At 59.0% G+C, this 14,318-nt stretch carries 12 protein-coding genes; all 12 read right to left on the bottom strand.

Annotation, left to right across the window (positions count from 1 at the left end):
- Positions 1-154 precede the first annotated feature (154 nt).
- Positions 155-1,339, bottom strand: coding sequence for a glycosyltransferase family 4 protein (locus WDZ97_RS04640; RefSeq protein WP_425761938.1), 1,185 nt, complete (start codon positions 1,337-1,339; stop codon positions 155-157).
- A gap of 28 nt (positions 1,340-1,367) precedes the next feature.
- A complete protein-coding gene (locus tag WDZ97_RS04635) occupies positions 1,368-2,351 on the bottom strand; it encodes an aldo/keto reductase (protein ID WP_425761937.1) in 984 nt (327 codons plus the stop codon).
- Positions 2,341-3,921: a GMC oxidoreductase gene (locus WDZ97_RS04630; protein ID WP_425761936.1), complete on the bottom strand. Its 1,581-nt coding sequence runs from the start codon at positions 3,919-3,921 to the stop codon at positions 2,341-2,343. Before WDZ97_RS04630 ends, WDZ97_RS04635 begins: the two co-directional genes overlap by 11 nt.
- Complete coding sequence (locus tag WDZ97_RS04625) at positions 3,918-5,051, bottom strand: glycosyltransferase family 4 protein (protein ID WP_425761935.1); 1,134 nt, start codon at positions 5,049-5,051, stop codon at positions 3,918-3,920. Before WDZ97_RS04625 ends, WDZ97_RS04630 begins: the two co-directional genes overlap by 4 nt.
- A gap of 16 nt (positions 5,052-5,067) precedes the next feature.
- On the bottom strand, positions 5,068-6,153 hold the full coding sequence (locus WDZ97_RS04620; RefSeq protein WP_425761934.1) for an acyltransferase family protein: 1,086 nt from the start codon (positions 6,151-6,153) through the stop codon (positions 5,068-5,070).
- Positions 6,154-7,269, bottom strand: coding sequence for a glycosyltransferase family 4 protein (locus tag WDZ97_RS04615; protein WP_425761933.1), 1,116 nt, complete (start codon positions 7,267-7,269; stop codon positions 6,154-6,156).
- A 54-nt stretch (positions 7,270-7,323) separates the two neighbouring features.
- Positions 7,324-8,631: a beta-galactosidase gene (locus WDZ97_RS04610; RefSeq protein WP_425761932.1), complete on the bottom strand. Its 1,308-nt coding sequence runs from the start codon at positions 8,629-8,631 to the stop codon at positions 7,324-7,326.
- 3 nt (positions 8,632-8,634) lie between these two features.
- Entirely contained in the window at positions 8,635-9,948 is a 1,314-nt protein-coding gene (locus WDZ97_RS04605; RefSeq protein ID WP_425761931.1) for an O-antigen ligase family protein, read from the bottom strand.
- A gap of 21 nt (positions 9,949-9,969) precedes the next feature.
- Positions 9,970-11,244: a hypothetical protein gene (locus WDZ97_RS04600; protein WP_425761930.1), complete on the bottom strand. Its 1,275-nt coding sequence runs from the start codon at positions 11,242-11,244 to the stop codon at positions 9,970-9,972.
- A gap of 11 nt (positions 11,245-11,255) precedes the next feature.
- A complete protein-coding gene (locus tag WDZ97_RS04595) occupies positions 11,256-12,260 on the bottom strand; it encodes a GDP-L-fucose synthase family protein (RefSeq protein ID WP_425761929.1) in 1,005 nt (334 codons plus the stop codon).
- Positions 12,261-12,283: 23 nt separating this feature from the next.
- Positions 12,284-12,982: a methyltransferase domain-containing protein gene (locus WDZ97_RS04590; RefSeq protein ID WP_425761928.1), complete on the bottom strand. Its 699-nt coding sequence runs from the start codon at positions 12,980-12,982 to the stop codon at positions 12,284-12,286.
- Between the two features lie 210 nt (positions 12,983-13,192).
- Positions 13,193-14,308: a GDP-mannose 4,6-dehydratase gene (gmd, locus tag WDZ97_RS04585; protein WP_425761927.1), complete on the bottom strand. Its 1,116-nt coding sequence runs from the start codon at positions 14,306-14,308 to the stop codon at positions 13,193-13,195.
- Positions 14,309-14,318 lie beyond the last annotated feature (10 nt).

Genomic DNA, 14,318 nt, shown 5'->3' with positions numbered 1-14,318 from the left:
GAAACCCGAGCAGATTTCTTGCCCGGGAATAGCTGTCATTCAACGATGTGTCAGATGCGTTGTTGCTCCTGAAGTCCGGCTTGAGAGAACAGATCGCAGCACAGGTTTAACGCCAGCCAATTGTTTTCAATACATCTCGTCAATTAGCCAGCAATCATCCACCCTGGCCGGAAAGCGTGTTTCTTTCGGCGCGGCGAGAAATCGTGTGGTGATAAATATCGATCAGACTCAGATAATTCTGTTCCGGAGTATATGACCGCTCATAAGCCTCGCGCGCCTTGCTGCCCATTTCCCGAAGTTTTTCCGGATGCGCGCTACACCAGAGGAGACACCTTTTCAGATCTGCATCGTTTCCCGGCTCAAACAGCAAGCCGGTCACGCCGTCTTCAATAATGGTAGCCAAGGCGCCTATCCTGCTTGCGATCACCGGCACGCCGCTGGCGAATGCCTCAACCAGCGTGCGCGGAAAATTCTCGTACCAGACGCTGGGAATGACGAGAGCGCTGGCAGACGCCATCTCGTCGCGGATCACATTTTGGCCAACCGATCCGAGATAACGTACGTGATTAGCCGCACGTACCAAAGCTTCTTTGGGTCCAGTACCGCACACACTCAGGGCACCTGCGGGTAACTCCGCAGCCGCTCTCAGAAGGCAATCGATACCCTTCTCCTCGGAGAGGCGGCCGACATACAGAAAGCCCTTGCGTTCACCTTCCGCGCTTTCCGGAAAGTCTACAAAGTTCGGCTTGATGCGTATGCGATCAGCGGGCAAGCCACCTTGGATGAATTTGTCCCGGCAGAACTCGTTGAGCGCGATGTAACAGTCGACCTTCGATTGCCAGGTGTCGATGGCCCGATGCATCACCAGCATGGCCGTCAACACGGCGGTCTGCGCCGTCGAATCGCGATAGCACCGGTGCCTGATCGCGGGCAATGGCAGCCGTCCGATACAATCCTCACAGACCTTGCCGTCCCTCAGATACATGCCCTGAGGGCAATGGAGCCGGAAATTGTGCAGGGTCTGCACGATCGGAACCTTCGCGCTTGCCGCCGCCCAATAAAGCGACGGTGAGATAAGGGGAAAGGTGTTGTGAACATGTACGAGGTCGATGCCGAGACGCTTGATCGTTTCGCTGACCTCGGCGTGCGTGCGCGTCGACCACAGGGTGTCGCAGGCCGCCCTGATCGTGCTCATCGAGTCGATCTCATCGTTGTGCCTGCAGTATTCGAAAACCTCGTGTCCCCGATCCCTCAGAAGCTCGATTTCAGATTCGACGACCCGGTCTTCGCCGCCAAGAAACTTGTAGGCGTTGTGTGCAACGAGAATGCGGTAGGTCATGCCGACAACTCCAGGAGGAAGCACATGCTCATGCCTCCGGTAAGGCGTTACGGACCCACTCCGCCGGTCCGGACGAACCGAGGAAGACGGGGTGCAAGTCTTCGGCCAGCTCGAACAGATCCTGCTGCGCCAGCGCCAGGGCAAATCCTGCGACACGGTCCTTCCGCGTCGACGAGACAAGAATCCGGCCATGTGGATTCGCCCGGACGCCCGCCAGCAGCAGCAGGGTCGCGCGCTTTTCCGGATCTTGCAGCGCAGCGGCCAGTTCGCGGTGACGTGACCGCGTCTGGAGCCGGGCGGCAAAACCCGGATCGGCCAGCAGGGTCATGCCATGCGCGATACACCGGTGCGTCACCTTGATCACCCCTTCGTCGCAAGGCGACGCGGAGTACGCCCAGCGATAGTGATCCGACTGCAGCACTGAAAACACAACGGGATAGCGGGCAACGATCTGTTCGATCGACGTCGTATCCGTTCCGAGGCCCAGGCTTGCTACGGTTCCGTTTTCCTTCATGCGGATCAGGAAGGCGATCAGCGCATCATTCACCTGATCGGGCGTGATCGCATGCAGCAGCAGCGCATCCAGTGTATTGACCCTCAGGCGGGCGAGACTTTCCGTCACGGACGCTTCGATCTGATCGACGCCGAACTGCCCCCGCGGGGCTGCGGCATTGCGCGCGGCACGGGCGGCCCGGTTCCACACGCCGGGCATCAGTCTCTTCAGGGGCTTCAGCAGCGACTTCACCGCCTTCAGCCGGCCACCGCTGCGCGGGTGGGCGATGCCTGTTTTGCTTGCGATGAACACCGTGTTGCGCACCGGGCGGAGCACGTCTCCGACAATCCGTTCCGCCTGCCCCAGACCATAGGGTGGCGCCACATCGAAGTAGCGGAATCCTGATTCGTAGGCCACTTCGACGAGTCTGCAGGACGCCCGGTAGTCCAGCTCGCTGCCAAGACTGCTGCATCCGAACCCCAGACGCGCCGCGACTTCCCGACGCTCGTCACCGCTCATCGGACACCGTCTCCAAATGGTCGCAGAGCCGCAAAGCGAGCGCGATCGCGGTAAAGGTGGGGTTGGCAAAACCGGTACTCGGAAACACCGCCGCCCCCGCCACATAAAGGTTCCGGGTGCCGAACACCTTCAGATCCGAATCGACGAAACCCTCCGCCGCGGAGCGCCCCATGCGCGTCACGCCCATCTGGTGAACGGCGTCGTGGATGATCGAAATGAAGGACGGGTCTTCCGCCTCGAGCCGCGGATCGAGTGTGATCTCGGCCAGATTGCGCTGCTTGAATTCACGCTGCAGCGTGCGGCCGAAATGTTTCATCGTCGCCATTTCCCGGCCGTCGATCTGCCAATCGACCGCCAGCTGCCGCATGCCCAGGGCATCGGTTTCCTGCGACAGCAGCAGGCGGCTGCGCGCGCACGGCAACTGTTCCGAATAGAACACCAGCGTCACCTCGGCATCCTTCGGCTTGAAGGAACGCCGGTCCCGGAAATACCGCAGGGCGAGCGGCACCGTCGTCGCGGCCACCGCAGCGACGTGCTGCGGTAACTTCAGCAATGACACATCGCCACCGCCCTCCCGGATCGAGCGGAGGAACTGCTTGAGGTAATCCAGGTGCTCGGAAAAGCGCGTCTTGTAAAGGAACTGGGCTGCGATGTCGGTCAAGCCCTCTGCCCGCTGCACCTCCGGCGACAACCGGACCTTCGGATAGTATTTGTGGCCACCGACATAGATGTTGTCGAAAATCTGGTGGAAGCGCGTGTGGTCAAGCACCTTGACCTCGCCGGCGGCGCAGTCCAGATGATCCACCAGAGGCCGCCCCAGCCATTCGGAGCGGCTCCACGGCGCATCGCGGCCACTGATGAGCGGGTGCATGAGAAGGCGCGCGATTTCGAGCGTGCCGTTCGCCAGAATGAAAGAACGCGCCCTGACCGTCATCGTGCGTCCGTTCAGCGCGCGCGCATGCAGCGCATGCACGACCGCATCGCCGTTCATCTCCATGCCCACCACATTGGCGTGCACATAGGTTCTCGGCCCGGAAGCGTCCTTCAGCGCGCGCCCGAACAGGCGCGAGAAATTCCGCACCTTCAGCCAGCGGGTCATTTCCAGCGACAGGTCCGGCCCGAGATCCGGCACGGCGCCGCCCAGCGACTTCCAGACCGCAGCGTTGTCGCGCTCCATCGCGCCGAGGCCGATCAGGCCATACGCCTCTTCGAAGTAACGACGGAGCACGTCCTCCGCCACCGGCCAGGCGTCATAGCCCAGCCAGGGGCGCTCACCGGTCACGAACGCATCGAAAGGCAAAACCTGCCCGCCCCAGTATGTCGTCGAACCACCCAGCGTGCGGTAACGGCCCACTTCGATGTTCGCAAACGGATGCCCGATCGACTGGCCTTTCTGCAAGGCTTGGCTGCGCGTTTCGAGACTGCGCCCACCGCCCTCGAGCAGCACGACGTCGACACCGGACTGCGCCAGCCGCGCCGCCATCGCCAGACCGACCGCGCCACCGCCGACGATACAGACCTGCGCATCGACCTGCGCAGGCACCTCATCCCTCTCCAGATCGAAAATCATCGGACTCCGCCCTCCCGTGTCTGAAGGAACTGTTCTATGCCCGCGCAGAAATTTTCCGCCATGCGCTCCACGCTGTAATCGTCGGCGGAGCGAAGGCATGCCGCCCGCAACTGTTCCAGCCGCGTCCGGTCCTTCAGCAGATCAGACACGGCGTCCACATAGGCACCGGGATCGTTCGCCGTCACGATGCCGTTCACGCCATTCTCGATGTAGGCCACTTCCGGAGAATGAATCCCGCAATCGGTGGTGATCACCGGCACGCCCCCTACAAACGAATCGAGTATGTTCAAACCGATCATTCCGGGATTGATGATGACGTCGGCCAGTGACAGATAAAGCATCTTGTCCCGCCCCTTCTGCACCCCCATCCAGTGCATCCAGCCGCCGGAGCGTCGTGCGGCGGCCTCGATCAACGCACGCTGCGGGCCATCGCCGAGCACGATCAGCTGGAAATCCGGCAAGCGCCGACGCAACGCCTCCGCCGCATCAATGATGAATTCGAGGCGCTTGTCCGCATGCAGCGAGGCAATGACGATGCCCACCGGGCCTTCGCCGATGCCCAGACGGGCACGAAGGTCGGCCCGTTCGTCGGGGGCAATCGAAGCCTGCGCGCTTTTCATTTCCGCCGTGTCGACTGAATTGTTGAGCACCGTGATCCGGCTGCGCGGGTAGCCGAACCCCATGACGGCCTGCGCACTGATTTCGGTGTAGGCAAACCACCAGTCGCACTGCACGCTCATCCAGCGCTTGAACGCTTCATTCGCCCGCTTGCTCGAATCGGCCTGGAAATTCCGGCCATGTCCCCAGAAGGCAAGCGGCTGTTTTTTGCGCCCGAACATCAGCAGGTAATTCGCAAGCAGCTTGTTTTCCTGCGTCACCACCGTGAGCGCGGCGCCGCGCGCCACCTTCCGCACGTCCTGCCAGCACACCCGTCCGTTCAGGAAATACCTGCACGGCACATGCGTGCCCCACGAAAGCTGTCCGCCGTCCCGCTTGCCCACCTCGTCCGCGGTCGGATCACCATAGACGACATCCAGACCTATGCCGGAAGACGCCAGACGCATTTTCATCAAGTCGAACAACTTGATGCGGTAATGGGTCATGCGGCGCTGGACGATGACGACGCGCAACGCTGAATCAGGAAAACTATCCACCACGGGCCTTCATCGGAAAATATCTCTCACGTACATACAGCGCAGGTCGTTCCATCATCGCAGTCAGAACAAAACCTCCCAAGAAAATCACTGCATAACAAATCAGGAAAAACAGAACCTCATCGAGCGACGTATGCCCGGTAAATCGAACAATCATTGACTTCGAAATCTTGAACAATGCGAGATGCCACAAGTATGTCGCATAGGAACACACGCCAATCCAGGCGATCGCACGCACAAACCAAAACCTTGAAATCCTGTCCTCGCACCCTCTCAACAGGATGAGTATGGCTGCAGCCCCCAGGATATTCATGGAATAACCCACCGAAACCTTGAGAACCGGCCAATTCGAAAGCAGGTACAAGGACAAAATCCATGCAACGACAACTGCCAACAAAACCGGCACCATTTTCTCTATTTTTTCATAAAGACTTTTTCTATATACGTCAACCCCCGCAATCATCACACCAAAAAACAATGCATCGACGCGATATTGAGTCTGCCACTGTATATCGACGTCAGAAACACCGTTAATCGTCGCAACAGAACGCAAGAAAAGACAAAATATGAAAAAGAACAATCCGAGAAAAACAACAGCACCGAACCTCGAATAAAAAAACTTTCGAAGAAAAAGAAGTAGAAGCGGGAATGTCACATAGAAATGCTCTTCAACAGCCAGGCTCCACGTGTGCTTTACGCTAGAGACAAAATAATTCTGCACATGCAGAAGATTTTGTATTAAATAATTTTCCCAAGGATCAGAATCAAAAGCCAACCGGGCAATCAAATACGCAAAGAAAACAGGCCATATTTTAAAAGCCCGCCTGACCAAGAAACTGGGAACCACCGAAAAACCACTACGCTCAATCGCCTGCAGAAGCAAACGCCCGACTAAAAATCCACTTAAAACAAAAAAAACATCCACACCCACCCAACCGAACTGTCGTGCGGGCGATTGAATCATCGAAAGAACTGGGGAGACCGTGGCAGGAATATTGACGTGATAGAAAACCACAAGAATGATTGCCAGCCCTCGAACCAGATCCAGAGAGACCTCTCTACCTCTCTGCAATCCCATTCACGCCACCTCGTTCATATAAACCACATCCAGAGCCTTCACGGTCTCTCCCCATTCGTAGCGCCGGGCCGCCCTGGTGATCGACGCCTTGCAGTACTGCCGGCGCTGACGGTTGAATTCGACCAATGCGTTTCGCAATGCGTCCACATCGCCGCACCGGAATATCCGCCCGAGGTCATCGCCGATGTAGTCCCTGAAGGCGCCGACGTCTGAAGCAATGACCGGGACGCCAAAGCGCAGTGACTGGAAAAGAACGCCGCTCTGGTCGATGTGGCGATACGGCAAGACCAGCACATCGGCATTGAAAAACAGGTCCGGTATTTCTTCGTCGTCGATGAATCTGTTCAGCCACTCGATCTTCGACGCACGCGGGTGCTCGGCAATCATATGCTCGAGTTCACGCGTGAGCACCGGGTCGCGGCTCACGCCCGCGATCTTGAGTTCGAAGTCGAAATCGACATTCCGCAAGGCTTCCAGCAGCAGATCGATGCCCTTGTATCGCAGCACCTTGCCGAAAAAAAACACCCGCAAGGTCCCTTCGTGCCGGTTTTCCGGCGCCTTGAATCCGGACGACCCCAGCGGTTCGATGCCGTGTTCCATGACAGACACCTTGTCGGGGGAAATCCCGAGGTCACCGATCAATTGATCGCGCGTCCTTGCGGTGTGGGCCACGAGCTTGTCCGCAATCCTGAACGCCGTCCGGTAAAGCCATTTGTTCTTCGGTGTCTCGCGGTCGTGCGGAGCAAGGTTGTGCACGGTCAGCACATAGATCCGGCCGAAAACCCTGAACCACAGCCCCTGGATGATGCCCGTCAGAAGCGGAGGTTCGATCTGGCCGATCACATGAATGACCCGGTGCCGGTGGCATGCGACGTACCACATCAGCGCAAGGTGGTAGCGCAGCAGATTCAAGGCCTTTTTGAGCCGTGAGCGCTTCTCGTCCTGGCTGCCCCGCAGGTTCAGGAAGTCCGCGTCCCCGTGGAAAGTACTTTTGTCGGTGCGATCCGAACTGATCAGCAGGTAAGGAATGCCCGCTGCCGACAAGCCGTTGCAGAACCCCCGTTCATAAATCGTTTCGTAGCCGTGAGAAATGACTAGCACACGCTCATCGCGCACTGGGACAACCTTTCCTGTAACTGTTCTCTGCGCCGGCCGCTCTTCCAGTACGGCCTAGTTTTTGATGAAGAGGCGCACGTTTCCGTCGATTTGCAGGGATTCGCCCTGTTTCACACTGTCGAGGCGTCCGGTATCGAAGCGCGTCACCTGGGCATTCCACGGCGAGCTGAATGCCATCGAGGCGCCCGCTGCGCCCCCCACCCATACGGCGACCGCTGGGCGTCCGTCAGCCATGGTCAGGTCGCAGCGCCAGAAGCGATCTCCCTCCCGTGTGCAGGCATCGAGCGAACTGCGCAGAAGAAGGGTGGCCAGCCGCTCATACACGTCAGCAATGGGTTTTTTCGACCGTGTCTGCGTGTCGATCAAGCCCATTTTGTCGTTATCCCAGGCATACCAGTAATGCCGTTCGAAACCCAGCGCCCTTTCCAGCAACATCATGCGGGGCATGAAGGCGGCCGCCGTGGCGTCGTCGATCGCATAGCGCCGCTCGTCCGCCGACCACTTCTGTGCCGTTCTGTCTACGGTCGAGGTGAACCAGTAACCGCTTTCGGTGTTCCAGAGCGGGAGCTTGTCGTAACCCGCAGCTTTCAGATCGGCGCGCAGTTTCAGCAGGTCACGCACCATGTGTTCGGGCGGATTCGGCCCCAGATAAAGGTGGTAACTGAGTACGTCCACGCAGCGTGCGCCACCTGCATCCAGAAATGTCCGTATCCAGCCCAGACGGCGGTCGATGCCGGTGCCGGAAGGCGCCACCAGGCGGATGGACGGATCAATCGCCGACAGCACCTCCTTCGCCGCGCAGGCAAGCTCCACCATTCGCTCGGGCGTGCCGGACCAGAACATCTTTTCCGTCACCTCGTTCCACAGTTCGTAGGTCTGGATGCGCCCCTTGTAGCGGCTGGCCACCGTGCTCACATAGCGGCGCCAATCGTCGAGGCTGGCCGGTTCGGCGGCCTGACCCGGCCCGTAGGCAGACCACTCATCCGGGCGGGCGGAGGCCCACTGCGGCGTCATGCCGAGCGGCATCAGTACATCGATGCCCGCACGGCCGGCGCGCTCCACGTGGTGATCCAGCTTGGAAAAATCCCATTCGCCGCGCGCGGGCTGCAAGCGCGCCCAGGTCACGTAGGCATCCCACAAGCGCCAGGAGCCGAAAAACACCGAAGGCCAGTTGGCTTCGCTCTCGGCGCGATGGATGTGCAGGCCGAAGAAGTTGCGCTCGATGCGGGCGCGTTCTCCAGACGGCAGCAACTCAAGATCCGACGGACGCACCGCAAACGCAGCGGCAGCCACGACCAGCGCCAGCAACACCCCGCCGCGGATCAGCCTCTTTGACAGCCCCCCTGAAGTGCGGACTGACATGAATCAGGCCGCGACAGGGCCGCGCGCGCCTACCGGTCGCACTGACCGGCTCATGTCCACGAAACGGCCATTGCTGCGGGGGCTTTCGATCTTGACGCGCCAGTTCAGCTCAATCACCGAAGCCATGAAGACGATCCACCAGAAGTGGGTTGTCTTCAGCACGGCCGCTTCGGCCATGTTCAGGGTGAGCAGAAACACGAGGATCGAAGCGTGGAACAGCGCATACCGCCGATCAATGCGCGCCATGGTCGAAATATTGATCATGTGCTGCACGATGAAGGCGGTCAGCAGCGAAAAGCCGATGATTCCAATCTCGTTCAGGATGTCGATGAAACCGTTGTGCGCCTGACCGGGATACCCCCACTTCACCAGATAGGCCACCTGACCGGATGCGCCTTCCATCCCCAGCCAGAAACCGCCGTAGCCTGTGCCGAGCCAGGGATGTTTTGCGATCTCATTGAACATCAGCTCCCACAGATACGTCCGCCCGGTAAAGGTGAGATCGCGTCCCGTGATGTGATAGAACCCGTCTTGCATACCTTGCCATGACGGGAATCCGTTCATGACGATGTATGCATGCACGACAAGCAGCAACAGCACCGCAGTGAGATAGATGCCGACCTTCAGCACGGGAGCGCCGTAGCGCAGGACGTGAAGCATCCCCAGAAAGGCGACGATGATCACCATCCCGAGTATCGACGTCATGCTCTGCGACGCGGCCAGCCCGGCAAGCCCGACCAGTATCAGCGGCACGAAGTAGAGGTAATGCCGGCGCTCAAGCAGCAGATAGCTCACTCCGAACAACACCGTGATGGCCGCGAACTGACCGAAATTGTTCTTGGTCGCCATGAAGGCACGAAGACCGTTATCGGCAAAAGCGAAGTCCGGAAAAGCGGCGGTCACACCGACGGCCAGGATCATGCCGGCGAACAGCACTGGCGAGACGATTCTATGCAATCGATACTTCCCATCTCCGCCAGCTACGAGAGCAAGACCCATAAGTGTTACGCCGATAACCTGGACCACGCGCTTGAACGAAACGAAGCGTTCCGGGCTCCAGTACACGCTCGCCAGCGTAAAGATCAGCAGCAGCACAAAGGTCACGGGCAAGGCATCCAGTGCCTGGCGGATGCGTTTGGGGTGTCTGACGAAAACCGTCGCGGCCAGACCGAACAGCATCACCAGCACGAACTGGCGCAATCCACTGCCCTCGGTCGCCCCCTGCGCACTTGCGCCAAATGGAAGAAGCACGAAGAACAGAATCAGATAGAACGGCCACCTACCGACGTTCTCCGGAACTTTACGGTTACCCAGCATGTGAGCTTTTCCTTCCTGTTTTCATCTTGCCGATGGCTGCATCGTGATCGACTTCCGGATGCCGGGCCATCCCTTCAACCAGATGATCGTGCCGAGAAACACTTCTGCCACGGTCAGACCAAGAATGACGTATTCGCTGGTGCCTGAGCGCGCCGCGACGGTGCAGCACAACAATGCGACCAGCAGGGTAGCCACTCCATAGAGAAAGAGCGGCCTGAATGAAAATTTTGAAGCCAGCATCGCCGCCATGCCGACCGACCGGACCGCAGTGACGGTGAAGAACAGCAGCCATGCTGCAGCGAGCAGCTCCAGGCCACCATACTTTTCGCCCAGAAAGCGCGTGATTGCCAGCGGGTAGAGCACCGCCAGAATCGCTCCATACATCACCCCGACCACCATAAAGCTTGCTGCGGACCAGCGCATGGCCTTGTCGATCTGCCCTGTCTGACGCAAGGCAAGAAGCCGCCCTGCCCGCGGCCGGAATGCAGCCGCCCACCCCGTCACGAGCAGAGAAATGGGCATGATCAGAAGTCGCGATGCCGAGACATCCGCGACCGCTTCCTTGCCCATGTACATATCGATCAGATAGATAAAGGCGTTGGCATAGGCCCATGTGACGACGACGCTCGGCAGCGCCCATTTGATACAGCTCCAGAATTCAGGCAATACACTGCGGACATCGGCCACGGCAGTGCCAGCCCCTGCATTGTTCAGGTTACGGGCGGAGATGGGGGCAATCAAAATCCCGGCCACACCGATGCCCGCCAGCACGGCATCGGCAGACACATGGTCCGAATACCACACCGCCAGCAACCACACCGCGCTCAACAGCACATAGACCGAATCGGTCAGCAGTGCGTATCCAGGCCTGAGCCTGAGATAGCACTGAGTACGCGCATATTCCCGCGAAAGCAGCCCCAACGCGGCCAGCCCCACACACAGGGGGTTGACGTGCGTGCCCAGCAATCCAAAGCCGACACTTTCCAGCCCGAATTCGAGTGTCGCCACCACAACGACGCTCATCATCATCCAGCGTTGCAGTACCCGCGCCGCGGCATCGATGTTCGATTGCTGCACCGGATCGCTACGACTCGAATGCAAGGTCGTCAGCGGTGATGTCACGACCGCGTTATGCAGGCTCTGGATCAGCATCAATCCAGCAAAAATCAGAACATAGTGTGCGTATTCCTGCTTTGCGGCGGCATGGATGAACAGCAGCCCGATTCCAAGATTGAAGACACTGAGCAAGGCTTGATCGGCGGCCCCCAGGATGCCGCTGTTGAGCAGTTTTCTCACGCCCTTCGTCGTCAGTGACCGCTCGTTGCGTCAGCCGCACCCTGGTGTCTGATGAAATCGGAATAGGCCATCGTCAAGCCCTGTTCAAGTCGCGTTTTTGCACGCCAGCCGATGGAATGAAGACGGCCCACATCCATCAGTTTACGGGGCGTCCCGTCCGGCTTCGTGGTGTCGAATGACAATTCTCCGTCGAAGCCGACCACTTTTCCGACCAGCTCAGTCAGTTCGCGGATGGTGACGTCTTCACCCACGCCGACATTGACCAGCGGCGGCTCGAACCGGCCTGTCACCGATTCGTCGCTGCCGAGCAGGCCCGAGTATTTGGCATCCGGAAGATTCATCAGGAAAACGCAGGCATCCGCCATGTCGTCGCTGTACAGGAACTCACGGCGCGGCGTACCCGTGCCCCAGACGGTCACGGTAGGTTCGCCGCGTTGCTTCGCTTCGTGGAACTTGCGCAACAGCGCCGGTATGACGTGGCTGTTCTGCGGGTGATAGTTGTCGCCCGGGCCGTACAGATTGGTGGGCATCACGGCCAGGTACTTCGTGCCGTACTGGCGGTTGTAGCTCCAGCACATTTCGATGCCCGCGATCTTGGCCAGCGCATACGGTCGATTGGTCGGTTCGAGCGGACCGGTAAGGAGGCAGTCTTCGCGCATCGGCTGCGGCGCCATCTTCGGATAGATGCAGCTCGACCCAAGAAACATGAGCCGCGCCACCTTGTGCCGCCAGGCACTGTGGATGACATTGCTCTGGATCACCAGATTGTCGCGGATGAATTCGGCCGGATAAGTGTTGTTGGCGACAATGCCACCCACCTTGGCCGCTGCCAGGAATACATATTCCGGCTGGTGTTCGGCGAAGAAGGCATCGGTAGCGGCGCTGTCGGTGAGGTCGAGTTCAGCGTGAGTCCGGCGGAGGATGTTCGAATAGCCAGCAGCTTCGAGATTCCTGACGATGGCCGAACCGACCAGCCCGCGATGTCCCGCGACAAAAACTTTATTTTCTTTGTTCATCTAAACCATGCTTTCAAGATTCATCAGTGCGGCTTCCTGACAATCAGCTGCACACCGACACTCATCAACTCGGGCCAGAAATCGTGCACTTTCCCGCAAGGACCGAAGCCTATTTTTTTCTCGACGACAAAACCATTCCGTTTCAACAACAATGACAGGGAACGGAAGGTGAAATAGTGCAGGTGACCGCCATCGAACAGCACATCGCTGCCCAGCCCTTCATTGGGCTGCGACGTCGATGGAAAACGCCCGGCAAGCAAGCGCAATCGCTTGACCGCAAAGGCGATATTCGGCGTGTTGATCACCAGCACGCCGCCCGGTTTCAACACCCGGTACATTTCCGACGATGCCTCATAAACATCGGGAATGTGCTCGATGACATCCGCGGTCACGATGCAATCAATACTGTCATTCTGCAATTCGTCCATCTTTTCGGCAGACCCACAGATCGGCCGGAAAGCAAACTCACGTAATTTCTGCCTGGCGCTTTCAAGCCTCACCGGCGAATACTCCAATCCCAGCAGCTCACGGAAAGACTGCCGGAACTGGTAAAGCAGGTACCCGTCGCCGCATCCGATATCCAGAATGCGTTCCCCGCTCAGATTCATCGCAACGATGGCCTGAACCCTGTCTTTCGGCCAACCGGAAAAATTGACCTCCTGAAAGGATTGTTCAGACGCGTGGTCTCCGTAGAACTCGTCATACTTGCTGTTCAGTGCCATTGCCATCCTCCGTAAAGACCGCGACTTCGTTCGGGTAACGATTACAGGATTCAGAAAAACACTTCTCTAGCCAGTGGCTGCCCTCATTCCACCCGGGCAAACCGCAGCGCACCTACATGTACACCGCGGATGTGAACGCTCCGGAACAGATTCGTGAAATGACGGCGGACAGGACTGACCGGTTCGAGCAAGAAGACGGTTACGGATGCCTCACTCGTGATAGTCGTATGCCTGGAAGCCGGCCATCTTCACCAGCGCGTCGCGCTTGGCGCTGGTGTAGTCGGATTCGACCATCTCCTTCACCAGCTCCTGCAGCGTGGTCTTCGGTGTCCAGCCCAGCTTCTCGCGTGCCTTGGTCGGGTCGCCGAGCAGGGTTTCGACCTCGGTCGGGCGGTAGTAACGCGGATCGACCTTCACGATCACATCGCCCACTTTCACCTTGGCGCGGTCGCCGGTGACAGCAGCGACGATGCCCACTTCCTTCTCGCCCTCGCCCTCGAAACGTACCGTGATGCCCAGCTCCGCGGCCGCAAACTCGACGAACTGGCGCACGCTGTACTGCACGCCGGTGGCGATCACGAAGTCCTCCGCGTGATCCTGCTGAAGCATCAGCCACTGCATTTCGACGTAGTCGCGGGCGTGGCCCCAGTCGCGCAGCGCGCTCATATTGCCCAGATACAGGCAGTCCTGCAGGCCGAGGGCGATGCGCGCGATGGCGCGCGTGATCTTGCGCGTGACGAAGGTTTCGCCGCGCACCGGCGACTCGTGGTTGAACAGCACGCCGTTGCAGGCGTACATGCCGTAAGCCTCGCGGTAGTTGACGGTGATCCAGTAGGCGTAAAGCTTGGCCACCGCATACGGGCTGCGCGGGTAGAAGGGCGTGGTTTCCTTCTGCGGGATTTCCTGCACCAAGCCGTACAGCTCGGAAGTCGAGGCCTGGTAGAAACGCGTTTTCTTTTCCAGACCGAGGATGCGGATGGCTTCCAGTATGCGCAGCGCGCCGATGCCGTCGGCGTTGGCGGTGTATTCCGGTTCCTCGAAGCTCACCGCCACGTGCGACTGCGCCGCCAGATTGTAGATTTCGTCCGGCTGCACCTTCTGGATGATGCGCACCAGCGAAGTCGAATCGGTCAGGTCGCCGTAGTGCAGGATGAACTTGCGGTTATCGACGTGCGGGTCTTCGTACAGGTGGTCGATGCGGTCGGTGTTGAACAGCGACGAACGGCGCTTGATGCCGTGGACCTCGTAGCCCTTCTTCAGCAGGAATTCGGCGAGGTAAGCGCCGTCCTGGCCGGTAACGCCGGTGATGAGTGCTTTCTTGGTCATGGGATTACCC

The organism is Methyloversatilis sp. MC4-4, assembly GCF_049843555.1.
Taxonomy (GTDB): Bacteria; Pseudomonadota; Gammaproteobacteria; order Burkholderiales; family Rhodocyclaceae; genus Methyloversatilis; species Methyloversatilis discipulorum_B.
Note: the sequence above shows the minus strand (reverse complement) of the source record. Positions and strands in the feature narration are given on the sequence as shown.